Source organism: Photorhabdus australis DSM 17609 (assembly GCF_000711895.1).
Lineage (GTDB): Bacteria > Pseudomonadota > Gammaproteobacteria > Enterobacterales > Enterobacteriaceae > Photorhabdus > Photorhabdus australis.
This window is the reverse complement of record NZ_JONO01000023.1, coordinates 1-24,072: the sequence shown is the minus strand read 5'-3', so window position 1 is coordinate 24,072 and position 24,072 is coordinate 1. Positions and strand designations below refer to the sequence as shown.

20 protein-coding genes, 4 tRNA genes and 2 pseudogenes are annotated in these 24,072 nt (G+C 42.1%); 22 read left to right on the top strand and 4 right to left on the bottom strand.

Annotation, left to right across the window (positions count from 1 at the left end):
* Positions 1-22: 22 nt before the first annotated feature.
* Positions 23-1,483: a beta-Ala-His dipeptidase gene (gene pepD, locus BO26_RS07480; RefSeq protein ID WP_036770569.1), complete on the bottom strand. Its 1,461-nt coding sequence runs from the start codon at positions 1,481-1,483 to the stop codon at positions 23-25.
* A 256-nt stretch (positions 1,484-1,739) separates the two neighbouring features.
* On the opposite strand from pepD, the gene gpt reads away from it, so the two are divergent.
* The 17 genes and pseudogenes from gpt to luxS all read left to right on the top strand — a co-directional run bounded on the left by gpt (position 1,740) and on the right by luxS (position 18,533).
* Entirely contained in the window at positions 1,740-2,201 is a 462-nt protein-coding gene (gpt, locus tag BO26_RS07475) for a xanthine phosphoribosyltransferase (RefSeq protein ID WP_036770566.1), read from the top strand.
* A gap of 14 nt (positions 2,202-2,215) precedes the next feature.
* Positions 2,216-3,466, top strand: coding sequence for an esterase FrsA (gene frsA / locus BO26_RS07470; protein WP_036770563.1), 1,251 nt, complete (start codon positions 2,216-2,218; stop codon positions 3,464-3,466).
* Positions 3,467-3,711: 245 nt separating this feature from the next.
* Positions 3,712-4,815, top strand: a complete 1,104-nt coding sequence (gene proB / locus BO26_RS07465) for a glutamate 5-kinase (RefSeq protein ID WP_036770712.1) — start codon at positions 3,712-3,714, stop codon at positions 4,813-4,815.
* Positions 4,816-4,824: 9 nt separating this feature from the next.
* Complete coding sequence (gene proA / locus BO26_RS07460; RefSeq protein WP_036770560.1) at positions 4,825-6,078, top strand: glutamate-5-semialdehyde dehydrogenase; 1,254 nt, start codon at positions 4,825-4,827, stop codon at positions 6,076-6,078.
* 176 nt (positions 6,079-6,254) lie between these two features.
* Positions 6,255-6,779, top strand: a complete 525-nt coding sequence (gene aroL, locus BO26_RS07455; protein ID WP_036770558.1) for a shikimate kinase AroL — start codon at positions 6,255-6,257, stop codon at positions 6,777-6,779.
* 101 nt (positions 6,780-6,880) lie between these two features.
* Positions 6,881-8,746, top strand: a pseudogene (gene aas, locus BO26_RS07450) (bifunctional acyl-ACP--phospholipid O-acyltransferase/long-chain-fatty-acid--ACP ligase); the annotation flags it as partial.
* Between the two features lie 56 nt (positions 8,747-8,802).
* Positions 8,803-9,957: a lysophospholipid transporter LplT gene (lplT, locus tag BO26_RS07445; protein WP_051690905.1), complete on the top strand. Its 1,155-nt coding sequence runs from the start codon at positions 8,803-8,805 to the stop codon at positions 9,955-9,957.
* 25 nt (positions 9,958-9,982) lie between these two features.
* On the top strand, positions 9,983-10,486 hold the full coding sequence (gene pncC / locus BO26_RS07440; RefSeq protein WP_036770554.1) for a nicotinamide-nucleotide amidase: 504 nt from the start codon (positions 9,983-9,985) through the stop codon (positions 10,484-10,486).
* A 105-nt stretch (positions 10,487-10,591) separates the two neighbouring features.
* Positions 10,592-11,665 carry a recombinase RecA gene (recA, locus tag BO26_RS07435; RefSeq protein WP_036770552.1) on the top strand — a complete coding sequence of 358 codons (1,074 nt, stop codon included), beginning with the start codon at positions 10,592-10,594 and terminating at the stop codon, positions 11,663-11,665.
* Between the two features lie 511 nt (positions 11,666-12,176).
* A complete protein-coding gene (gene alaS, locus BO26_RS07430) occupies positions 12,177-14,807 on the top strand; it encodes an alanine--tRNA ligase (protein ID WP_036770550.1) in 2,631 nt (876 codons plus the stop codon).
* 252 nt (positions 14,808-15,059) lie between these two features.
* A complete protein-coding gene (csrA, locus tag BO26_RS07425; RefSeq protein WP_002209449.1) occupies positions 15,060-15,245 on the top strand; it encodes a carbon storage regulator CsrA in 186 nt (61 codons plus the stop codon).
* Positions 15,246-15,628: 383 nt separating this feature from the next.
* A tRNA-Ser gene (locus BO26_RS07420) sits at positions 15,629-15,721 on the top strand.
* A 10-nt stretch (positions 15,722-15,731) separates the two neighbouring features.
* A tRNA-Arg gene (locus tag BO26_RS07415) sits at positions 15,732-15,805 on the top strand.
* A gap of 90 nt (positions 15,806-15,895) precedes the next feature.
* Positions 15,896-15,972: transfer RNA gene (locus tag BO26_RS07410), tRNA-Arg, on the top strand.
* 88 nt (positions 15,973-16,060) lie between these two features.
* Positions 16,061-16,137, top strand: a tRNA-Arg gene (locus tag BO26_RS07405).
* Positions 16,138-16,308: 171 nt separating this feature from the next.
* On the top strand, positions 16,309-17,868 hold the full coding sequence (gene gshA / locus BO26_RS07400) for a glutamate--cysteine ligase (RefSeq protein ID WP_036770542.1): 1,560 nt from the start codon (positions 16,309-16,311) through the stop codon (positions 17,866-17,868).
* 149 nt (positions 17,869-18,017) lie between these two features.
* Positions 18,018-18,533, top strand: coding sequence for an S-ribosylhomocysteine lyase (gene luxS / locus BO26_RS07395; RefSeq protein WP_036770539.1), 516 nt, complete (start codon positions 18,018-18,020; stop codon positions 18,531-18,533).
* 144 nt (positions 18,534-18,677) lie between these two features.
* Here the strand turns inward: luxS and BO26_RS21995 are convergent.
* The 3 genes and pseudogenes from BO26_RS21995 to BO26_RS07390 form a co-directional block, all read right to left on the bottom strand.
* Positions 18,678-19,040: pseudogene (locus BO26_RS21995) on the bottom strand (transporter associated domain-containing protein); the annotation flags it as partial.
* Positions 19,018-19,125, bottom strand: coding sequence for a hypothetical protein (locus tag BO26_RS24615; RefSeq protein WP_420864692.1), 108 nt, complete (start codon positions 19,123-19,125; stop codon positions 19,018-19,020). The pseudogene BO26_RS21995 and the gene BO26_RS24615, both read right to left, overlap by 23 nt.
* A gap of 85 nt (positions 19,126-19,210) precedes the next feature.
* Complete coding sequence (locus tag BO26_RS07390; RefSeq protein WP_036770708.1) at positions 19,211-20,002, bottom strand: cytochrome C assembly family protein; 792 nt, start codon at positions 20,000-20,002, stop codon at positions 19,211-19,213.
* 185 nt (positions 20,003-20,187) lie between these two features.
* Here BO26_RS07390 and ffh point away from each other — a divergent pair, with 185 nt between their 5' ends.
* From ffh to rplS, 5 genes are all read left to right on the top strand, one after another.
* A complete protein-coding gene (gene ffh, locus BO26_RS07385) occupies positions 20,188-21,549 on the top strand; it encodes a signal recognition particle protein (protein WP_036770537.1) in 1,362 nt (453 codons plus the stop codon).
* Positions 21,550-21,685: 136 nt separating this feature from the next.
* Positions 21,686-21,934 carry a 30S ribosomal protein S16 gene (rpsP, locus tag BO26_RS07380; RefSeq protein WP_036770534.1) on the top strand — a complete coding sequence of 83 codons (249 nt, stop codon included), beginning with the start codon at positions 21,686-21,688 and terminating at the stop codon, positions 21,932-21,934.
* Positions 21,935-21,952: 18 nt separating this feature from the next.
* Complete coding sequence (gene rimM / locus BO26_RS07375; protein ID WP_036770532.1) at positions 21,953-22,501, top strand: ribosome maturation factor RimM; 549 nt, start codon at positions 21,953-21,955, stop codon at positions 22,499-22,501.
* A gap of 39 nt (positions 22,502-22,540) precedes the next feature.
* Positions 22,541-23,293 carry a tRNA (guanosine(37)-N1)-methyltransferase TrmD gene (gene trmD / locus BO26_RS07370; protein WP_036770529.1) on the top strand — a complete coding sequence of 251 codons (753 nt, stop codon included), beginning with the start codon at positions 22,541-22,543 and terminating at the stop codon, positions 23,291-23,293.
* 64 nt (positions 23,294-23,357) lie between these two features.
* Complete coding sequence (gene rplS / locus BO26_RS07365; RefSeq protein WP_015835322.1) at positions 23,358-23,711, top strand: 50S ribosomal protein L19; 354 nt, start codon at positions 23,358-23,360, stop codon at positions 23,709-23,711.
* Positions 23,712-24,072: the final 361 nt, after the last annotated feature.

Here is a 24,072-nt window from a genome sequence, read left to right as displayed (position 1 = left end):
CATCGAGGCAGGGGAGAGCTGATTAAACTTTTTCAGGAATGGCTTTCAGGACTGCGGTCAGCAGTTGCCAATATTGCCCGACACTCTTAATGTGAACCTGTTCGTCAGGGGAGTGAGCGCCTGTGATAGTTGGCCCGATGGATACCATATCCATATCAGGATAAGGTTTCTTGAATAATCCACATTCTAGTCCTGCATGAATCACCATAATATTAGGTGTCTTATCGAATAGTTGTTGATAAGTTTCACGTACCAAATGCATGACTGGGGAATTTGCATTTGGTTGCCAGCCGGGATAATCACCTTTAGCGGAAATTTCAGCATTCGACAGTTTAGCCAGAGAAGAGAGCATACTGATGACGTAAGATTTGCCGCTGTCGATAAGCGAACGGATTAAGTAAATAACGTTCACCTTACCTTGCTCCATAGCAACAACACCCACGTTTAGCGAGGTTTCTACCACACCTTTGATGACATCACTCATACGGATAACACCATTAGGAGTGCTGTTTAACAATGAGATAAAACGATTTTGGCAGTCATCAGTTAATGCCTGAATATTGGTTTCAACTTCTTCCAGCAATATAGTCAGGTTTTTCTCGACTATGGCATATTCGTTTTTCAGTATGCCAAGGTATTTATCTTTCAATTGGGTAAGCTGTGCTGCTCTATCTGCGGGGATGGCAACAATGACATGGCCTTCACGTGGAATAGCATTACGCAGAGTACCGCCTTGGAAATCGAGCAGTTTGAGCGCCAATTCCTCCGTATGGGCGGCAAGGAATCGTGCCAGAAGTTTGTTGGCATTACCCAGCCCCAAATGAATATCACAACCGGAATGCCCGCCTTTGAGACCTTTGATTATCAGTTTTAATGTTTTGTAGTTAGCCGGAACTTCTTCACGAGTCAGTGCTAAAGTTGCCGTGAAATCGATACCGCCAGCACAACCCATATAGATTTCGCCTTCTTCTTCTGAATCGGTATTGATTAAAATATCAGCTTTAAGCCAGCCCGGTTGCAGGCCAAAAGCACCATCCATTCCAGTTTCTTCCGTCATGGTCAGTAAAACTTCCAGCGGGCCATGTTTTACATTGTCATCAATCAATACAGCTAATGCTGACGCCAGACCAATACCGTTATCGGCACCGAGTGTTGTACCTTGTGCCGTAACCCATTCCCCATCAATATAAGGGCGGATAGGATCTTTAGTGAAATCGTGCTCTGTATCGTTGTTTTTCTGCGGCACCATATCAAGGTGTGCTTGTAGAACAACCGCCTTACGATTTTCCAGTCCTTTACTGGCTGGCTTTCTGATCAGAATGTTGCCAACCTGATCTCGTTCAACATGTAAGCGTTTCTCTTGAGCCCATTGCACAATGTGAGTTGCCAGCGCTTCTTCATGATAAGAAGGGTGAGGAATAGAGCAGATTTTGGCAAAGATGTCCCATAGAGGTTGAGGGGATAATTGTGATAGTTCTGACACGACGAATCTCCTGTGACTGCATTTCAATAAGATGAAAATACTAATCTCTACCCGAGATATAGGTTTTATTATTACGAGCGCTTAACGCTATGATGTTGTTAAACTCAGAATACCATTTTCTTTTGGTAAGAATAATATGATTCGTCGATTCCCTGTTTCCGCTGGTTTTTGCTCACTTAAATCACTATAATCTCGCGCAACTTTTTTCTGCAAAAAATCTTTTCTGAAATATTCTTAGTTGCCGGGATCAATTCTTATGAGCGAAAAATACGTCGTAACCTGGGATATGTTGCAAATACATGCCCGTAAATTGGCACAACGTTTGCTTCCTGTCGAACAGTGGAAAGGCATCATTGCTGTCAGTCGTGGGGGCCTTGTACCTGGAGCGCTCCTTGCGCGTGAACTGGGTATCCGTCATGTAGATACAGTTTGTATTTCCAGCTATGACCATAATAATCAACGTGAGCTGCAAATATTGAAGAAAGCAGAAGGTGATGGTGAAGGTTTCATCGTCGTCGATGATTTAGTTGACACTGGTGGCACCGCTCAGGCTATTCGTGAAATGTACCCAAAAGCTCATTTTGTGACTATTTTTGCTAAGCCGGCAGGTCGTCCTTTGGTTGATGATTATATTATTGATATTCCACAAGATACCTGGATTGAGCAACCTTGGGATATGGGTGTAGTGTTCGTTCCACCAATTTGTGAAGGCAAATAAAGTCAGCATTTGTTATGGCAAAACAGAATCTTTCAGAATCACTTTTTAAGCCAAGGCAAAAACATCAGGAAACCTCTACGCTGGTAAAGCGCCGCTATTCGCGATTGATTACCGGTAATTACAATACGTTGGACGGTAATAGCCACAGGCGCTGGTATCGTATGATTAACCGGTTGATGTGGATTTGGCGGGGAGTTGATCCATTTGAAATAGAAGAAGTATTGTGCCGGATTGCCATAACAAGTTCCCAACGTAGTAATGATGGTTTATTGGATACTGTAGTTGGATATCGTAAAGGTAACTGGGTTTTTGAGTGGTCACATCAGGCTATGTTCTGGCAGCAGAAAGCATTGCAGACGGGACAAACGCCAGAAGCTGGCAGTTTCTGGTTGAAAGCAGCCAATTTGTATAGCATTGCCGGTTATCCCCATCTTAAAGGTGATGAGTTGTCTCAGCAGGCAGTTATTTTGGCAAATAAAGCTTATGAAAATGCAGCTCATTACTCTGACTATCAGTTGAGGAAAATAGAGTTCAAACTGAAAGAAGGCGGTTGTGTGACCGGTTTCCTTCACTTGCCTCAGCAACCGCAGGGACCGTCTCCAACCATTTTGGTTTGTGGCAGCCTGGATAATTTGCAAAGTGATTATTATCGGCTATTCCGCGATTATTTGGCTCCTCTCGGGTTTGCCATGTTGACGGTGGATATGCCTTCAATAGGTTATTCTTCACGTCTAAAGTTGACACAAGATTCTTGTACTCTTCATCAGCAAGTTATCCATCAATTGAGAGAAATCCCCTGGATTGACCATACCCGGGTTGGCATCTTTGGTTTCCGTTTTGGTGCTAATGTTGCTGTCCGGTTAGCCTATTTGGAATCTAAACGTATTAAAGGTATTGCTGTTCTTGGTGCTATTGTTCATGAATGGCTCAATAGTGTTGAGCGCCAGCAAAATGCGCCAGCAATGTATCTTGATATGTTTGCCAGCAGGTTGGGTATTGATAATGTGGATGAAAATGCGTTTCGTCTTGAACTCAGCTGTTACTCTCTTAAAAAACAAGGTTTGTTAGGCCGGCGTTGCCCCGTTCCTATGTTGGCAGGTTACTGGCAGAATGATATTTTCAGCTCGAAAGAAGAGTCGAAGCTGATAGCAATGTCGTCTATAGATAGTAAATTACTTGCTATTCCGACAACGCCTGTTTACAGCAGTTTCAATAAGGCGCTACAAGAGACCAGTCAATGGTTGAAAAATAAGATCTGTTATTAATTGTTCTTACTTTATGATTTCTAACCAATTTACAGGATTCTCTCACATGCTTTATCGAAGCCATTGACTCTTGTAGATTAAAACAGTGTGTTCTGAAGAGTTAGCGCATTTTCAGTTGAAATTAATAGCATAAGTTTGTTTTAAACTAACAATTTTTCAATTTAGCGTGATGCCTGTTGGCATAATGCTTCTCTCCTGTTAAAACTGAACACTGTTTTTTAATTAAATATAACGGCAGAAATATGATGAATAGCAGCCAAACATTGGTTGTGAAACTGGGAACAAGTGTACTGACGGGTGGATCGCGTCGTCTCAATCGAGCCCATATTGTGGAGCTTGTACGCCAATGCGCTCAGCAACATGGAAAAGGCCACCGCATTATAATTGTGACTTCCGGTGCTATTGCAGCAGGTCGGGAACATCTGGGATACCCTGATTTGCCTGCTACTATTGCCTCTAAACAATTATTGGCTGCGGTAGGCCAAAGCCGGTTGATTCAGTTATGGGAGCAGCTTTTTTCTATTTATGGCATTCATGTTGGACAGATGCTATTGACTCGTGCAGATTTGGAAGATCGTGAACGTTTTTTAAATGCCAGAGATACTCTACATGCTTTGCTTGATAATCGTATTGTTCCTGTAATCAATGAGAATGATGCGGTTGCTACTGCCGAAATTAAAGTTGGTGATAATGATAATTTATCTGCATTGGCAGCAATTTTGGGTGGAGCAGATAAGTTGTTATTGTTGACTGATATTGAAGGGTTATATACCGCTGATCCACGTAGCAATCCAAATGCAGAACTTATCCCGGAAGTTTATGACATCAGTGATGAATTACGTATGGTTGCTGGTGGTAGCGTTTCTGGTTTAGGAACGGGGGGAATGGCAACTAAACTTCAGGCTGCGGGGATTGCCGGTCGCGCTGGTATTGATGTGATTATTGCAGCGGGCAGTAAACCTAATGTCATCTCTGATGTCATTGAAGGTAACCCAGTTGGTACTCGCTTCCATGGGTTGCCAAGTCCGATGGAAAACCGTAAGCGTTGGATTTTTGGTGCACCTCCTGCGGGTGAAATTATTGTTGATCACGGTGCTGGAACTGCAATCTGTGAAAAAGGCAGCTCTTTATTACCGAAAGGGATTAAAAATATTAAAGGCAATTTCTCCCGAGGAGAGGTTATCTGCATTCGTAGTCTGTCTGGCAGGGATTTGGCACGTGGTGTTAGCCGCTATAATAGTGATGCTTTGCGCTTGATTGCCGGCCATCATTCACAACAGATAAGCCAAATCCTCGGTTATGAATATGGTGCTGTTGCGGTTCATCGTGACGACATGATCGTGAGTTAAGGATTCATAATGTTAGAACAAATGGGAAAGGCTGCCAGAGAGGCTTCATGGCAACTGGCACAGCTAAGTACAAAACAGAAAAATCAGGCATTAATCCATATTGCAGATTTGCTGGAACAGGAAAGTGCTGTCATTCTCGACGCTAATCAGTTTGATGTGATTCAGGCCCGTGAACAGGGGATGAATGAAGCATTGTTGGATCGTCTGTTACTGACATCTGAACGTTTGGCAGCGATATCGAATGATGTTCGCCAAGTATGCCGTTTATCTGATCCGGTTGGACAAGTCATTGATGGCAGTTTGCTCGACAGTGGTTTGAAGTTGGAGCGTCGTCGTGTGCCCCTTGGGGTGGTTGGGGTGATTTATGAAGCGCGCCCTAATGTCACTATTGATGTTGCATCTCTGTGTTTGAAAACCGGTAATGCGGTTATTTTGCGTGGTGGTAAAGAAACTCACAACACCAATCAGGCAACAGTTAAAGTGATTCAGCGCGCACTTGAACAGAGTGGGTTGCCTGCCGCTGCCGTGCAGGCGATAGATAAACCGGATCGTGAATTAGTCACTCAGCTACTGAAAATGGACCGTTATGTGGATATGTTGATTCCACGTGGTGGTGCTGGGTTGCATAAACTGTGCCGCGAGCAATCAACTATTCCGGTTATCACTGGGGGGATTGGTGTCTGTCATATTTTTGTTGATGAAAGTGTGGATTTTAATCAGGCATTGACTGTAATCACTAACGCTAAGGTACAACGCCCAAGCGCCTGTAATGCTTTGGAAACTTTGCTGGTGCATGAGAAAATCGCGGCAGACTTTTTGCCTGTGCTGAGCGAAGACATGAAAGAACAAGGTGTTACTCTCCATGCAAGTAAGTCAGCAATGGAATTTTTGCAAGAGGGTCCTGCTAAGGTCGTAGAGGTAACAGAAGTAGATTACAGCGATGAATGGCTATCTCTGGATATGAATGTAGAAATTGTCAGTGATATTGAACAGGCAATTAACCATATCCGTACATACGGTACATCCCACTCTGATGCAATTTTGACGCAATCTTTGCACAATGCTGACTATTTTGTTCGTCAGGTGGATTCCGCAGCGGTTTATGTGAATGCCAGTACTCGCTTTACTGATGGTGGGCAATTTGGTTTGGGAGCAGAAGTTGCAGTCAGTACTCAGAAACTACATTCCCGTGGCCCAATGGGATTGGATGCGCTGACTACGTATAAATGGGTTGGTTATGGCGATGATCTAATCCGTAAATAATCTGTTTTATTGTTACCCCAAAAGCGTATTTGATTAATTGAGATATCAGTAGAATCATGCCTTGGGGTAGTTTTTTCCATGTATCATTAACTTTTGATTTTACGTTGATGTAAAGTACTGGTTACTATAGGTGCTAATATATTTTTAATGATGAAATTTACCAAGGATATCAGGCAATGAACCAAATATTGTTTATTGTAGGTGCACGTGGAGCAGGAAAAACGACGGTTGGAAAACTATTAGCGAATGAATTATCGTACACATTTATTGACACCGACCATCATATTCAACAAACCAGTAATATGACAATTGCTGATATTGTTAATCAGCAAGGATGGCTACAATTCCGGCAATTGGAAAGTCAGGCTTTACAAAAAGTTAGTCAAAAAAATCGGGTTGTTTCCACGGGTGGCGGAATCATTCTTTCAGCTGAAAATCGCCAATATATGCAGCAAAATGGTACGGTGATTTATCTTCAGACTTCAGCTGACATATTAGCAGAACGATTAATGCAGCAGCCGGAAAATACTCAACGTCCCAGTTTGACAGGAAAATCTATTGTTGAAGAAATGGAAGAAGTGCTTGCAGCAAGGGAAAAACTCTATTGTGAATGTGCAAATCATATTATTAATGCACAACTTTCACCGGAAAAAATTACAACTTGTGTGAAGGAAATTATTCTTTCCAGAATAATCTCTTAACGCTATTTGAGAATTTTTTTTTATTTAAAAATAAGAATATTATGGTATTGAGTAATAAATAGTATTTTCTATTTATTTTTCAAATAAGCTGAGATACCGATATGTTGTTTAAATTTCTAAAGTTTGTTTTTCGTTTAATGTTTCGTTTAACAATAGAAGGGGATCTTAAACAATTTACCTACCCAAAATGTCTTATTACACCTAATCATGTCTCTTTTCTTGATGGTGTTTTACTAACACTCTTCTTACCAACCAAGCCGGTATTCGCTGTCTATTCCAGCATTGCCAACCGTGGTTTTATGAAACTGGTAAGGCGCTATGTTGAAATAGTTCCTTTAGATCCAATCAATCCCATGGCAGTCAGGTTACTCGTCAGAGAAATAGAAAAAGGACGACCAATAGTTGTTTTTCCTGAAGGGAGAATTACTGTTACCGGTTCTTTAATGAAAACCTATGATGGGGCAGCTTTTATTGCAGCGATATCGGAAGCGGTGGTAGTGCCTGTACGCATTGAAGGGTTGGAAAAAACGATATTCAGTCGATTAAAAGGTATTTTCAAATTGCATCTTTTTCCGAAGGTGACAATAAAAATCCTGCCAGCTACACAATTACCGATGCCAGATGCACCTAATGCGGAACAGAAACGTCGTTTAGCGGGAGAACGCTTGCATCAAATAATGATGAGTGCACGAATGGCAGCTCGTCCGCAAGAAACAATATTTGAATCTTTATTAGCTGCACAGAAACGATTTGGTCGTTTTAAGCCCTGTATTGAAGATATTTCTTTTAAAGAGGATAGTTATAACAGTTTACTCAAAAAAATACTGGGTATCAGCTGTGTTTTGCAGCGTTTTACCTGTCAGGGGGAACGTGTCGGTTTTCTTTTACCAAATTCTACTATTATGGTGTCTGCGATATTCGGGGCATCTTTGAGGGGAAGAATACCCGCTCTGTTAAACTATACGGTGGATAGTAATGGGCTGAAAAATGCTGTAACAGCAGCTAGTATTAAAACTATTGTGACTTCTCGGCAGTTTCTGAAAAAGGAGAAGTTAACTTATTTATCTGAACAGGTTACCGAAGTTAATTGGGTTTATCTTGAGGATTTGGAAGGTACGGTTACTTTTCTGGATAAATTATGGATCTTGTGGCACCTCCTTCTTCCGAAGCAAGCGATGGTGGAACAAAAACCCGATGACGACGCTTTGGTGTTATTTACGTCCGGTTTAGAAGCAGTACCAAAGGGAGTAGTTCATAGTCATTCCAGTTTATTGGCCAATGTGGAACAGATAAAAACTATTACTGATTTCAATCCACTTGATCGTTTTATGTCTTCTTTACCATTGTTTCATGCATTTGGATTGACTGTTGGCCTATTGACTCCTCTGTTGGCGGGTTGCCGGATATTTCTCTACCCAAATCCATTGCATTATCGGATGGTGCCAGAATTGGTATATGAACGCAATTGCACTGTATTATTAGGCACATCCACTTGCCTGGAAAATTATGCCTCTTTTGCTCATCAATATGATTTTGCACGTCTTCGCAATGTTTTGGCTGGTGTTGAAAAGCTTTCTGAAAATACTAAGCGCATTTGGCAAGATAAATTCGGTATTCGCATTTTGGAAGGATATGGAATGACAGAGTGTGCGCCTGTTGTTGCATTAAATGTGCCAATGATGGCTAAAGTTGGTACTGTCGGGCGAATTTTGCCGGAAATGGAATTCCGTTTGATATCGGTAGCAGGTATCAAAGAAGGAGGATGTTTGCAATTGCGAGGCCCGAATATGATGAAAGGGTATCTGAGAGTTGAAGATCCAAATCATTTGGAACAACCATCGGCGGAAGATGAGTATGGGAATATCCAGTCTGGTTGGTACGACACCGGAGATATTGTTTCAATTGATGAGCAGGGATTCTGTACTATTCTCGGTAGAATGAAACATAAAATAACTGAAGCTGGACAGGAATAGCAATTGTGGATAAATCTTCTGTTGTGGCTCAACCGCTATTAACCCGCGGTATGAAAGCAGTATTAATATCGCAGTTTTGTTCGGCTTTTGCAGATAATGCTCTGTTTTTTGCAATTCTGGCACAGTTGAAGGTACAGCTTTACCCAGACTGGAGCCAGCCGATATTGCAGATTATGTTTGTCGTTGCGTATATCTTATTAGCGCCTTTTGTGGGGAAAATAGCAGATGGCTTCCCAAAAGGCAGAGTGATGTTATTTGCTAATAGTTTCAAGTTATTGGGCGCGCTTAGTATTTGCCTGGGTTACGATCCATTTTTTGGTTATGCTTTGGTTGGGATTGGTGCAGCTTCATATTCACCGGCTAAATACGGAATTTTGGTTGAACTAACCGATGGTGATCGTTTGGTGAAAGCTAATAGTTTAATGGAGGCTTCAACCATAATGGCTATTCTCATTGGTTCTGTTGCTGGTGGTTTTTTATCTGATTGGAACTTGACCGTCGCGTTATTTGCTTGTGCATCAATATATGGTATCGCTGCCATTGCTAATTTCTTCATTCCTCGCTTATCGGCAGTCCATCAAGATAGGGATTGGAATTTGAAAAGGATGCTGACAGACTTTATTTCAGCATGTTGTATTCTTTGGTATAACAAAGGAGCACGGTTTTCTTTGGTTGGCACCAGTTTGTTTTGGGGAGCGGGTGTAACATTGAGATTTCTGTTGGTCTTATGGGTACCTGTCGTTCTGGGAATTACTGATAACAGCACACCAACAGTACTTAACGTCATGGTTGCTATTGGGGTTATTATTGGTGCAGGTGTTGCTGCCCGTCTTATTACTTTGAAGACAGTGTACCGTTGTATGCCGGCTGGCATTCTAATTGGTGTGATGGTGGCAATTTTTGCTGTTCAGCAGAATATTTGGGCTTCTCATATCATATTAATTATTCTCGGTATTTTAGGAGGAGTGTTTGTTGTTCCATTGAATGCATTATTGCAGGAAAGAGGAAGACAAACAGTTGGAGCGGGTAATGCAATTGCAGTGCAGAATTTAGGTGAAAATACAGCCATGTTGCTGATGCTTGGTTTGTATTCACTGGCCGTAAAAATAGGTGTCCCGGTTGTTACTGCAGGAATAGGTTTTGGTGCATTGTTTGCGCTGACAATTACTAGTTTGTGGATTTGGAATCGGTTTCAAAAAAATTGATCTTTTGCTGAATAAAAGGTGTGTTATGGATGAAAAAATTTTGACTCAGCTTAGTATTGAGTTGGGAAAGAAACTGAAACAGCAAAAACGGTGGGTAACTTTTGCTGAATCCTGCACAGGTGGTTGGCTAGCGAAAGTAATCTCGGATATTGCTGGTAGTTCCGCTTATTTTGATCGGGGCTTTGTGACATACAGCAATAAAGCCAAGCATCAGATGCTTGGTGTATCAGAAACAGTTTTACAACAATATGGTGCTGTCAGTGAGCAGGTTGTGAAAGAAATGGCAATAGGGGCATTGAAAGCAGCGCAAGCAGATCTTGCCGTTTCTGTCAGTGGTATCGCTGGTCCTGATGGAGGCAGCGAAAAAAAACCTGTTGGTACAGTATGGTTTGGGTTTGCACACCGTACAGAAAATGGAATAGAAGTTGTCACCCGTCATTGCTGTTTTAACGGCGATCGAAATGAAGTTCGCCTTCAAGCTGCAATCTATTCTCTAAAGACATTGCTATTAGTGATTATAAAAAATTAGCTTGATGCTGTATGATTATACAGTATAATTGCAGGTAACATTTTAGTATCAGACAATTATTCATCGGCAGTGAGGTAACCTTTCATTGCTTACGAGGGAGTAAAAATGGCTATTGATGAAAATAAACAAAAAGCACTGGCAGCGGCACTAGGCCAAATTGAAAAACAATTTGGTAAAGGTTCCATTATGCGTCTGGGCGAAGACCGTTCAATGGACGTTGAAACTATCTCCACTGGTTCACTGTCACTGGATATTGCGTTAGGTGCTGGTGGCTTGCCGATGGGGCGTATTGTTGAAATCTATGGGCCAGAATCTTCTGGTAAGACAACGCTCACATTACAGGTTATTGCCGCAGCACAACGCGAAGGTAAAACCTGTGCGTTTATTGATGCTGAACATGCTCTTGATCCTGTATATGCTAAGAAACTCGGTGTTGATATTGATAACCTATTGTGTTCTCAACCAGATACGGGTGAACAAGCTCTTGAGATATGTGATGCGCTGACGCGTTCCGGTGCGGTTGATGTCATTATTGTGGACTCCGTTGCTGCCTTAACACCAAAAGCTGAGATAGAAGGGGAAATTGGCGATTCTCATATGGGGTTGGCAGCGCGTATGATGAGCCAGGCAATGCGCAAATTAGCGGGTAACCTGAAAAGCTCCAATACACTGTTGATCTTTATTAACCAGATCCGTATGAAAATAGGTGTCATGTTTGGTAACCCTGAAACGACAACCGGTGGTAATGCACTGAAATTCTATGCTTCTGTCCGTCTGGATATTCGTCGCATTGGTTCTGTAAAAAATGGTGAAGAGGTTATTGGGAGTGAAACTCGCGTTAAAGTTGTGAAAAACAAAGTGGCGGCGCCATTTAAGCAAGCAGAATTCCAGATTATGTATGGTGAAGGCATCAACACTTATGGGGAATTAATCGATTTAGGTGTGAAGCATAAACTGATAGAAAAAGCAGGTGCATGGTACAGCCACAATGGTGATAAAATTGGTCAGGGAAAAGCGAATGCTACTACCTATCTGAAAGAACATCCTGAAACTGCTACTGAGTTGGATAAAAAATTACGCGAAATGTTGTTACATAATGCTGGAGAATTTAGCAGCGCCGCTTCTGACTATGAAGACGGAGACAGCGGAAGCGAAGAGATTAATAACGAAGAATTTTAGTCTAACTGTATCGATAGTCTGTATTAGCAAGAATTTCCGTAACCCCTGTCTAATATTGGACAGGGATAAAAGCAAGAGTAATGCGTTGTGTTCTGGATAATAAGTGGTGAAATATGCTTTTTTGTCTATGCGGAATCTTATATTAGATCAGTTCTGAACAAGCAGTCATGGCCTATGAAATGGTAAATTTCTTGTAATAAAGACAGGATGTATTACATCGGTAAAATTTTATTACTAAGCTTAGTTTACTATTAAACTTTAACCGCATTAATGATGGTGCGGTTCCTTCTTGAGAGAGCAAGTGTTATCCGTATAATGCGATCATGCTTTCAGAAAATACCCAGACGATTTACAATGCTGTCGGCGAATGGATGTATCTGGGATTTTACTTCTAATAGAAGAAATTTTATCTTATCCCCACTTTGTTTATTCGTGAGTTGAAAATAGGTGATGAACATTCCACCTGACCAATTCATAAATCTGTTTTTTCCAGCTTGATTTCGGGACAATTATGAGCAAAAGCACCGCTGAGATCCGTCAAGCGTTTCTCGACTTTTTTCATACTAAAGGGCATCAGGTAGTACCAAGTAGTTCTTTGGTTCCAAATAATGACCCAACTCTACTGTTTACCAACGCAGGAATGAATCAGTTTAAGGATGTATTTCTTGGACTGGACAAAAGATCTTATTCCCGAGCAACAACTGCTCAACGCTGTGTTCGTGCCGGTGGTAAGCATAATGATTTAGAAAACGTAGGTTACACCGCGCGTCATCATACTTTCTTTGAGATGTTGGGTAATTTTAGTTTTGGTGACTATTTCAAACATGATGCTATTAACTATGCTTGGGAACTTCTGACGGGCAAAGATTGGTTCAATTTGCCTAAAGAAAAATTATGGGTGACTGTCTATCATACCGATAATGAAGCCTATGATATCTGGCAAAATGAGGTTGGAATACCCGCAGAAAGAATTATCCGCATTGGTGATAATAAAGGCGCTCCTTATGCATCAGATAACTTCTGGCAGATGGGTGATACTGGACCTTGCGGCCCTTGTACTGAAATTTTCTATGATCATGGTGACCATATTTGGGGTGGACCGCCTGGAAGCACGGAAGAAGATGGTGACAGATATATTGAAATCTGGAATATCGTCTTTATGCAGTTCAACCGCCATGCTGACGGCGTGATGGAACCATTGCCAAAACCATCCGTAGATACTGGAATGGGGTTAGAGCGTATTGCGGCTGTACTACAGCATGTCAATTCCAATTATGAGATCGATCTGTTTAGTGACTTGATTGCGGCTGTAGCGAATGTTACTGGTGCTACAGATGATCTGAGTAATAAATCTTTGCGGGTTATTGCTGATCATATTCGTTCATGTGCTTTCTTGATTTGTGATGGCGTCATTCCTTCTAATGAAAATCGTGGTTATGTGCTGCGCCGCATTATCCGCCGCGCTATCCGTCACGGTAACATGTTGGGGGCTAAAGATACCTTCTTCTACAAACTGGTTGCACCATTGATAGAAGTGATGGGCGCTGCGGGAGAAGCGCTTAAACGCCAGCAAGCCATTGTTGAGCAGGTCTTGAAGACAGAAGAAGAGCAATTTGCCCGTACTCTGGAACGTGGGCTTCAGTTGCTGGACGATGAACTAGTAAAATTGTCCGGTGATATCCTGGATGGTGAAACTGCATTCCGTCTGTACGATACCTATGGTTTCCCTGTGGATTTAACCGCTGATGTCTGTCGTGAGCGTAATATTAAGGTTGATGAAGACGGTTTCGCAGTAGCAATGGAAAATCAGCGTCGTCGCGCACGTGAATCAAGTGGTTTTGGTGCGGATTATAACGAACTGATTAAGGTTGATGAGCGCAGTGATTTCTCTGGTTACGTTCATAACGAACAGCAGACAAAAGTAACCGCTATCTTCTGTCATGGTGAATCAGTCAATCAAATTCAAGCAGGTGAAGAAGCAATTGTTATATTGGATAAAACAGCTTTTTATGCTGAGTCCGGTGGACAAGTTGGTGACTCAGGTATTCTGAGTAATGCTGATTGTGCTTTTTGTGTTATTGATACACAAAAATATGGTCAAGCTATCGGTCATATCGGTATGCTTGAAAAGGGGACCTTAAGTGTAAACCATGAGATCAATGCTGTTATTGATATAGAACGCCGTGATGCGATCCGTTTAAATCATTCAGCAACCCATTTGTTACATGCTGCACTACGTCAGATTTTGGGTGAACACGTATCTCAGAAAGGCTCCTTGGTTAACGATAAATATCTTCGTTTTGATTTCTCGCATTTTGAGGCGATGAAACTGGAACAGATCCGTCAGGTAGAAGATCTAGTTAATGCTGAAATTCGTAAGAATTCACCTGTCATTACTGAATTAATGGATCTGGAAGCAGCGAAAGCTAAAGGGGCAATGGCACTATTTGGTGAAAAATACGAAGAGAAAGTCCGTGTACTCTCAATGGGGAATTTTTCCACTGAGTTATGTGGAGGAACTCATGCAAGCCGTACTGGTGATATTGGTTTATTCCGTATTACTGCTGAGTCTGGTACTGCTGCTGGTATACGTAGAATAGAAGCAATTACAGGCAAGAAAGCACTAGAATCTGTGTATCAACAGGATGATTTGCTTCAGGATATTGCTCAATTGGTGAAAGGTGATATCAATAACCTGAACGATAAAGTACGGGGAATACTGGATAAAACCAAGGTACTAGAAAAAGAGCTTCAACAGCTTAAAGATCAAAACGCAGCACAGGAAAGCTCTTTTTTGGCAAGCAAAGCGAAAGAAGTGAAGGGTGTGAAATTATTGGTAAGCCAATTGAATAATACAGAACCTAAGACGTTGAGAACTATGGTCGATGATCTTAAAAATCAACTAGGTTCAGCAATTATTGTGCTTTCTACTATAAGTGATGATAAAGTCAGCTTAATTGTTGGTGTCACAAAGGATCTGACTGCTAGAATAAAAGCAGGTGAATTAATTTCTTCTATAGCTCAGCAAATCGGTGGCAAGGGTGGAGGTCGTCCTGATATGGCTCAAGCGGGGGGGACTGATGTTAAGGCATTACCGTCTGCTTTGGATAGCGTGGAAGATTGGGTAGCATCGCGTTTATAAGCGGTATTACCTAAGTTACCTGAGTTTTAAAGGCACTATAATCGTTATTTTATGGTGCCTTGAAATCTTGTTGTGAAATTGTTAAAAGGTTGAGTGCATATTTATTTTGGCTAAACTATAATATGTAGGAAATGCGCTCAAAATTGCTTATACTTTAAGCATATACCATTGTTTTACGTTTTCACGGTGTTTGATGGATAATAGCGGGGAAACCTAATGACCCGACTCTTTTAAATTTTCAAGGAGCAAAGAATGCTTATTCTGACTCGTCGAGTTGGTGAAACACTCATGATAGGCGATGAGGTAACAGTTACAGTACTGGGGGTTAAAGGTAACCAAGTTCGTATTGGTGTGAATGCCCCTAAAGAAGTTTCTGTTCACCGTGAAGAAATTTATCAGCGAATTCAGGCCGAAAAATCTCAGCCAACAACTTATTGACTCTAAGTTGGCGTCCTATCTCTGTCAGAACCGGAACCGGGCGCCATTTTTGAGGTATTTCCCCCTCTGTTAGTATCCTATGGGTCTTTATTCCTACCTATTGTTTCCTCTTTTTTGTTTTTCTATTGGTAAGAAAAGGCAATGCCTATGATGTTATTATTGTAGTGAATAATGACTTACATAAATTTCAATTTTGAGATAATTTACTGCTGATAAAGCACACTTTTCGATGTTAAACTGGCCGCTCTGTGTGCTAAATGTTCAAACAAACACGGGTTTAGAAAAATTGTTTGACTTATAAGTCTGGGAAAGTAATATGTGCGCCACGCAGTGACGAGGAGCTTAAACAAAAGTTCTTAGCCACAGTTCGAAAGAAAGCGTAAGGTGAGATGGCCGAGAGGCTGAAGGCGCTCCCCTGCTAAGGGAGTATGCGGTTAAGAGCTGCATCGAGGGTTCGAATCCCTCTCTCACCGCCATTTAAATCACGCATCCATAGCTCAGCTGGATAGAGTACTCGGCTACGAACCGAGCGGTCGGAGGTTCGAATCCTTCTGGATGCGCATATTTAACCTTGAGATGAAATTGTTCAGGGTGTCATTCGGGTAATAAAAGCAGCTGCTGCCTTATTACCGGGATAAAAAACAGAATATGCATCCATAGCTCAGCTGGATAGAGTACTCGGCTACGAACCGAGCGGTCGGAGGTTCGAATCCTTCTGGATGCGCCATATTTAGCCTTGAGATGAAGTTGTTCAGGGTGTCATTCGGGTAATCAAAGCAGCTGTTGCCTTCTTACCGGGATAAAAAACAGAATACGCATCCATAGCTCAGCTGGATAGAGTACTCGGCTACGAACCGAGCGGTCGGAGGTTCGAATCCTTCTGGATGCGCCATATTAAGCCCCGGCTAAATAGCCGGGGCTTTTGTTTTTATTCCTTTCCATAATTAGCTTCCATATGGAACTGAAACGTTTTGGCTTATATATCTAATCAGCGACAATTCGCCTCGTTTAATATAAAGTAAACGCTTATAAAAATTCTTCTAAAACACTACGGGAGGTCGAATTGATCCCGGACGTATCAAAAGCTCTGTCATGGCTAGAGGCGCATCCGACAATTTTAAAGGGAATTCGTCGTGGTGTTGAGCGTGAAGCATTGCGTATTACTCCAGATGGTCATTTGGCAGTAACGAAGCACCCTGAAACACTTGGCGTAGCGCTTACGCATAAATGGATTACTACTGACTTTGCAGAGTCATTGTTAGAATTCATAACACCAGTTGATAATGACATAAAAAATACTATTTCGTTTCTTAGAGATATTCATCGTCATGCAGCGCGTATGTTGGGTAAGGAAAAAATGTGGCCTTTGAGTATGCCATGTTTTATTGATGCGGAAGAAAATATTACTTTGGCTCAGTATGGCACATCGAATATTGGTCGTTATAAAACCTTATACCGTGAAGGTTTGAAGAATCGTTATGGCGCTCTAATGCAGACCATTTCGGGGGTTCATTATAATTTTTCATTACCAATTGAATTTTGGCAGGCATGGGCTGGAGTTGAAGATGCGGAGAGTGGTAAGGATAAGATCTCTGATGGTTACTTCCGACTGATCCGTAACTATTATCGCTTTGGATGGGTGATCCCATACCTGTTTGGGGCCTCCCCTGCGATTTGTTCTTCATTCTTGCGTGGTAGAGAGACTTCTTTGTCTTTTGAACAAGTACAAGAGGGCACTTGTTATCTGCCTTATGCTACTTCATTGAGGATGAGTAACTTAGGATATACCAATAAATCACAAAGTGATCTGAATATTACGTTTAATAATTTACGAACCTACGTGGCGGAACTGAAAAAAGCAATTCACAAACCCTCTGAAGAGTTTGCTAGATTGGGAATTAAGCAAGGTGATAAACATATTCAGCTCAATACAAACGTCTTACAGATTGAAAATGAGTTGTATGCACCAATCCGGCCTAAGCGTGTCATAAAAGAGAATGAATCGCCTTCTGATGCTTTACTGCGTGGGGGCGTGGAATATATTGAAGTCCGTTCATTGGATATTAATCCATTTACAGCGATTGGTGTCGATGAAACACAAATTCGTTTTCTTGATCTATTTTTAATATGGTGTGTGCTCGCTGAAGCGCCGGAAATGAGCAGTGATGAGTTGGATTGTTGCCGCAAAAACTGGGATAGGGTAATCCTTGAAGGACGTAAACCAGGGCAAGTAATAGGTTTTGGTTGTGGAAATGTAGAAGAGCCGTTAATAAAAGTTGGCCAAGAATTACTCAATGACTTGAAACGGGTTGCTGTAATATTGGATAGTTGTTCTGGCACACAATATCAGAAGGTTTGTGAAGAATTGATTGCTATGTTTGATGATTCATCACTAACGTTATCGGCTCGTGTGTTGGAAAAAATGAAGATCCAAGGCATTGGTAGTTTTGGGCTAGAGTTGGCAGATGAATATCATCAGCAATTGATTAATGAAGAATATGAGGTTATTAGCGACGAACAGTTCGCTATAGAACGCAGAGCTTCCGTGGAGCGACAAGGCGCGTTGGAACAAGAAGAAACCATTAGTTTTGATGAGTATCTGAAACAACAGACAGGGTGTTAGGAAAGAAGATGGCCACTAAGTAAAAGTGGCCAAATGAATTCTTTAGAAATAGGGATAATAATGACGCGTCTTTCATTCTTTACAACCGGTGGCAGATGAAAAGGTTTCATTTGCTTGTAAAAATCTGAATTTTTTATGGAGATGAAGAAATGCCTTTACTGGATAGTTTTACTGTTGATCATACTCGTATGGCGGCACCCGCTGTAAGAGTTGCTAAGACCATGAAGACTCCTCATGGCGATACCATCACAGTTTTTGACTTACGTTTCTGTGTACCAAATGAAGAAGTTATGCCTGAGAAGGGCATTCATACACTTGAACATTTATTTGCTGGTTTTATGCGCAATCACCTCAATGGCGAAGGTGTTGAAATTATTGATATATCGCCAATGGGATGTCGAACAGGTTTTTATATGAGCTTGATTGGCTCACCAGCAGAAACCCGCGTTGCGGATGCATGGAAAGCGGCTATGGCTGATGTCTTGAAAGTGAAAGATCAGAGTCAGATTCCAGAGCTGAATGTTTATCAGTGCGGTACTTATCACATGCATTCACTGGCAGAAGCTCAGGATATTGCACACCATATTCTTGATTCGGATGTTCGTGTTAATAAGAATGATGAATTAGCATTGCCAGAAGAAAAACTGACAGAATTGCGCGTATAGTTCAGTAGTGATGATATTTCGAATTCCTGAGATAAGATATTAACAGGAATATGCCGCTGGAGGTTGTGGTTACGTACTTCCGGCGGTGTGAGGTTTTCATCAGAAATTGTCTGGGTTGTCTGTGTTTCTTGTTCAGAAAGTTGGCTAATCAGGTGTTACTCGAACTTGTTTAATAACATTATCGTTCATTGAAAGTACTTCAAAATTATATTTACCGATTTGTACTTGTACATTTAGAGAAGGTATGTCTCCTAATTCTTCAAGTACCATACTATTAACAGTTTGTGATCCATCAACAGGTAATGCTCAGTCAAAAGCTTTATTCAATTCGCGGATATTGGTTGTTCCGTCAACTAAAATAGTTCCACCGCTTTGTTGTGAAACTTCTTCAGACAGGGAAGGAGACATTGATGTTGTAAAATCACCAACAATTTCTTTGAGGATATTTTCAACAGTTACCAGCCCTTGAATATCTCCGTATTCATCAACAGTCAGTCCGGCTTCCTTGCTTTGCCAGATGACGTAAGCGGTAGCAGTTTAGTGTCATTACACCTGTCTCTGAAGCGGAGAAGTATGCAGAAACAATAAGCATAATGATTAAAATAATAATTAATGTGCTTGTTGGGACATGCTCCAAAGCAGGTTTCCTTCTAACTATTGATTGACCATCATGATTCTTAATAAATCATAATTTCCTGTAGCAATCGGTTACCAAAATAGGCGAGCGTCAGGGTAAATGCACCAATTAGGTTAAACCAGATGACTCGTTTACCGCGCCATCCATCATGGTAATGACCCCATAATAAAACAATGTAGACAAACCAAGCGACGATAGACAAAACTGCTTTATGGATATTTTCCTTACTGAAAATATTGTCCATGTAAAGAATACCGGTGCAGAGTGTCAGAGTCAGCAATATTACGCCAACCTGAGTGATATGAAACATTTTGCGTTCTATGAACATCAATGGGGGCATATTTTGAATAAAAGTCAGTTTCTTATTTTTAAGCTTATGATCTAACCACCTAAGCTGTAAAGCATACAGCGCGGCAATGAGTAAGGTCGCATAACCAAGAAGCGCTAGACCAATATGAATGGATAATTCAAGGCTAGCTTCTAAATGGGTAATAAATTCACCTGGCATAAGGCTAGCTAATGCCAGATTTATTATGGCAAAACTATATACTATGGGCAGCAGAAACCAGGCACGACCATGGGAAGCGACAATTGTCATTATGATACAGATGAGCAAACTAACAATAGAACCCAAGTTCAGTAGTGTGAGGTTCTGCCCACTGCCGACGCGAAAGATTTGGTATTTAAGCGCAATAGCATGACAAATTAAGGCTACAATCGCAGAAATCAATGCCAGTCTGCGGTATCCATTAGGTTTCTGCAATAAGCCGGGAATAATCAGTACCAGGCTGAATAAATAAGCGAGTAGAGCAATTATAAAGAATACTGGCATAGCGTTAGTCGTTTTAACGATAGTTTTAGGTTGAACCAAGCTTAAGTATAACGCCAGCAAGGATAGCCTCCAACCGTTGTTCATTCATCAGTGCAAATCTCTGTGCAGAGATCCCTTTATCATCGTGTTATAATTTTCAAAATACGCTTTACAGGCAGCCCATTTTTAAAAATTGAGCAGAGACAATGTTTGATAATTTAACCGACAGACTATCGCGCACGTTGCGCAATATCAGTGGCCGTGGGCGACTGACTGAAGACAATATTAAAGAAACACTGCGCGAAGTTCGCATGGCTTTACTTGAGGCTGATGTTGCATTGCCTGTAGTGCGTGACTTCATTTCGTGCGTTAAAGAGAGTGCGGTAGGCCACGAAGTTAACAAGAGCCTTACACCTGGCCAGGAATTCGTCAAAATTGTTCAGAATGAGCTGGTCAAGGCGATGGGAGAAGTTAACAGTGAACTGAATCTCTCTACTCAGCCTCCAGCTGTTGTATTAATGGCAGGTTTGCAAGGTGCTGGTAAAACAACTAGCGTTGCTAAACTGGGTAATTTTCTGAAAGGAAGACAGAAGAAAAAAGTTTTAGTTGTATCTGCGGATGTTTATCGTCCAGCCGCTATTAAACAGCTTGAAACATTGGCACAAACGGTCGGCATCGATTTCTTCCCTTCTGATGCTCAGGAGAAACCAGTTGATATCGTGGTGAAAGCTGTACAGCACGCCAAGTTGAAATTCTATGACGTGCTTTTAGTAGATACTGCTGGTCGTCTGCATGTTGACGAAGCCATGATGGATGAAATCAAACAAGTTCATGAAATCATCAATCCGGTAGAAACCTTATTCGTTGTTGATGCTATGACTGGGCAGGATGCCGCTAATACGGCAAAAGCTTTCAATGAAGCATTGCCTCTGACAGGTGTTGTGTTGACCAAAGTCGATGGTGATGCTCGTGGCGGTGCTGCGTTGTCTATTCGTCATATTACCGGTAAGCCGATCAAATTCTTAGGTGTTGGTGAAAAAACTGATGCATTGGAGCCTTTCCATCCAGATCGTATTGCATCTCGTATTCTTGGAATGGGTGATGTTCTTTCCCTGATTGAAGAGATTGAAAGTAAAGTTGATCGCACTCAGGCAGAAAAGCTGGCTTCCAAACTGAAGAAAGGCGATGGATTCGATCTTAGTGATTTTCTGGATCAACTTAAGCAGATGCGCAATATGGGCGGCATGGCTAGCATGTTAAGTAAAATGCCGGGGATGTCTCAAGTGCCAGATGCAGTGAAATCCCAGATGGATGATAAAGTGCTGGTAAAAATGGAAGCTATTATAAATTCGATGACGCGTAAGGAGCGGGAAAAACCAGAAATTATCAAAGGTTCCCGTAAGCGTCGTATTGCTAATGGTTCTGGTACCCAGGTTCAAGATGTTAACCGCCTGCTTAAACAATTCGATGAAATGCAGCGCATGATGAAGAAAATGAAAAAAGGTGGTCTGGCGAAAATGATGCGTGGCATGAAAGGCATGATGCCACCCGGATTTATGGGCCGTTAATTGATAAAGTCTCGAAGAATATCCACTTTGGATTGCTTTTTGCGCCAAAGTGAGTAAAATTTTCGGGCTTTTTATCTGACAACCGGACTTCATTCCTCGATGAAGTCTGATTGTTTTGTTAACTAATGAGGATGTTATGGTAACAATTCGTTTAGCTCGTGGCGGCGCCAAAAAGCGTCCGTTTTACCAAGTAGTAGTGACCGATAGCCGCAGCCCGCGTGATGGTCGTTTTATTGAGCGCGTTGGTTTCTTCAACCCTATTGCAACAGGGAATGCAGAAGCACTGCGTTTAGATCTGGACCGTATTGAGCATTGGATTGGTCTGGGTGCAACAGTGTCTGATCGTGTTTCTACACTGATCAAAGACGCAAAAAAAGCAGCTTAATCTGTCGTGGTGGTAACTATGAGCAAACAAGCCAGTTTTGAGCTTCCTGTGGAACCAATTGTATTGGGAAAACTAGGTTCGGCTTATGGTATTCGTGGTTGGCTCAGAGTTTTTTCTTCCACCGAGCATGCTGAAAGCATTTTTGAGTATCAACCATGGCTTATCCAACGTGCAGGCCGGTGGCAGCACATCGAATTGGAAGCATGGAAATACCATAATCAGGATATGGTCATCAAAATTAAAGGTGTTGATGATCGGGATGCTGCGAATTTGCTGACTAATTGCGAAATTATCGTGGATTCAGAGCAACTGCCGGAGCTGGATGCTGGTGATTACTACTGGAAGGACCTTATAGGATGCCAAGTAGTGAACACAGCAGGTTATAGCCTGGGTACTATTAGTGACATGATGGAAACCGGCTCTAATGACGTAATGGTAGTTAAAGCAAACCTGAAAGATGCATTCGGTATCAAGGAGCGGTTAATTCCGTTTCTTGATGGGCAGGTTATCAAGAAAGTCGATCTCGCTACTAAAACTATTGAAGTAGACTGGGATCCTGGTTTTTAAACTCCGGTTATAAACGGTTGAAATGAGTGGGACACTGTAATGTGGATTGGGGTTATTAGCCTGTTTCCTGATATGTTCCGCGCAATAACCGATTATGGGGTAACTGGCCGAGCAGTAAAAAATGGCTTGTTAAGTATTGAATGCTGGAATCCGAGGGATTTTACCTATGACCGGCATCGTACTGTTGACGACCGGCCTTATGGTGGTGGTCCAGGCATGTTGATGATGGTTCAGCCCTTAAGGGAAGCCATTCATACAGCAAAAACTGCGGCAGGCGAAGATGCGAAGGTGATTTATCTTTCACCTCAGGGGCGCAAACTTACTCAACAAGGAGTTTGTGAGCTGGCAACAAATGAGAAATTGATTCTGATTTGTGGTCGCTATGAGGGGATAGATGAGCGGGTTATTCAAACTGAGATTGACGAAGAGTGGTCTATCGGTGATTACGTGCTTAGTGGCGGTGAGATCCCTGCTATGGCTATGATTGACTCCATTTCCCGGTTTATCCCGGGAGTTCTGGGGCATCAGTCATCGGCAGAAGAAGACTCTTTTGCTGATGGATTGCTGGATTGTCCACACTATACCCGCCCAGAGGTATTAGATGGTATGGTGGTTCCATCAGTTCTACTGTCGGGTAACCATGCTGAGATTAATCGCTGGCGTATGAAACAATCGCTTGGCCGGACTTGGCTTAGAAGACCTGAACTTCTAGAAAACCTAGCTCTGACTGACGAGCAGAGGATATTGCTAGTAGAGTTCCAACAGGAATATCTGACTAAGGCAATAAGTTAATCCAGACATATCCCTGAAGGGAATGTCTTTGATATATCAGTTTACCTAGGGTAAGAGAGTTATTATGAGCAACATTATTAAACAGCTTGAACAAGAGCAGATGAAGCAAGACGTACCTTCGTTCCGTCCAGGTGACACCGTGGAAGTTAAGGTATGGGTCGTAGAAGGTTCTAAGAAACGTCTGCAGGCATTCGAGGGCGTGGTTATCGCTATCCGTAACCGCGGTTTGCACTCTGCATTCACTGTTCGTAAGATTTCTAACGGCGAAGGCGTTGAGCGTGTATTCCAGACTCACTCCCCAGTCGTAGACAGCATCAATGTTAAACGTCGTGGTGCTGTTCGTAGAGCTAAATTGTACTATCTGCGTGAGCGTTCTGGTAAGGCTGCTCGTATTAAAGAGCGTCTGAGCAGCAAATAATACGCTTTCGTTACATCCGAAAGTTATCGTTAAAGAGGTCAGCGTGGTTGCTGACCTCTTTTTTTTCTAGTGCGCTGGGCATGGCGCGTTGCGCGTGAGCGCAACCGGGTTGGTTGTGGTGACCAAACCGGTGACTTGGAGGTGAAAGTCCTCTACACACCCGGTAAGGGGAAGTGTTAGCTGAACGGTAAGGGTGCCGTGGGTGACTGCGGATCTGAAGGAAACCGAAAGCAAAATGCTGGCCTGACGAACAGGAAGCGGTTTAGGCGGCACAGTGGGGTGAGGCGGCTAGTATCGTCAAAGCCCAATACTTACACGGAACGCTGTGACGTAAAGCCGACAGGTATAAGCAGGAAGGTCG

Coding starts and splice junctions, on each gene's coding strand:
- pncC (WP_036770554.1), top strand. CDS start 9,983: ATGGATGAAAAAATTTTGACTCAGCTTAGTATTGAGTTGGGAAAGAAA.
- alaS (WP_036770550.1), top strand. CDS start 12,177: ATGAGCAAAAGCACCGCTGAGATCCGTCAAGCGTTTCTCGACTTTTTT.
- rimM (WP_036770532.1), top strand. CDS start 21,953: ATGAGCAAACAAGCCAGTTTTGAGCTTCCTGTGGAACCAATTGTATTG.
- gpt (WP_036770566.1), top strand. CDS start 1,740: ATGAGCGAAAAATACGTCGTAACCTGGGATATGTTGCAAATACATGCC.
- proA (WP_036770560.1), top strand. CDS start 4,825: ATGTTAGAACAAATGGGAAAGGCTGCCAGAGAGGCTTCATGGCAACTG.
- recA (WP_036770552.1), top strand. CDS start 10,592: ATGGCTATTGATGAAAATAAACAAAAAGCACTGGCAGCGGCACTAGGC.
- proB (WP_036770712.1), top strand. CDS start 3,712: ATGAATAGCAGCCAAACATTGGTTGTGAAACTGGGAACAAGTGTACTG.
- BO26_RS07390 (WP_036770708.1), bottom strand. CDS start 20,002: ATGCCAGTATTCTTTATAATTGCTCTACTCGCTTATTTATTCAGCCTG.
- rpsP (WP_036770534.1), top strand. CDS start 21,686: ATGGTAACAATTCGTTTAGCTCGTGGCGGCGCCAAAAAGCGTCCGTTT.
- csrA (WP_002209449.1), top strand. CDS start 15,060: ATGCTTATTCTGACTCGTCGAGTTGGTGAAACACTCATGATAGGCGAT.
- trmD (WP_036770529.1), top strand. CDS start 22,541: ATGTGGATTGGGGTTATTAGCCTGTTTCCTGATATGTTCCGCGCAATA.
- lplT (WP_051690905.1), top strand. CDS start 8,803: ATGAAAGCAGTATTAATATCGCAGTTTTGTTCGGCTTTTGCAGATAAT.
- BO26_RS24615 (WP_420864692.1), bottom strand. CDS start 19,125: ATGCTTATTGTTTCTGCATACTTCTCCGCTTCAGAGACAGGTGTAATG.
- luxS (WP_036770539.1), top strand. CDS start 18,018: ATGCCTTTACTGGATAGTTTTACTGTTGATCATACTCGTATGGCGGCA.
- ffh (WP_036770537.1), top strand. CDS start 20,188: ATGTTTGATAATTTAACCGACAGACTATCGCGCACGTTGCGCAATATC.
- frsA (WP_036770563.1), top strand. CDS start 2,216: ATGGCAAAACAGAATCTTTCAGAATCACTTTTTAAGCCAAGGCAAAAA.
- aroL (WP_036770558.1), top strand. CDS start 6,255: ATGAACCAAATATTGTTTATTGTAGGTGCACGTGGAGCAGGAAAAACG.
- rplS (WP_015835322.1), top strand. CDS start 23,358: ATGAGCAACATTATTAAACAGCTTGAACAAGAGCAGATGAAGCAAGAC.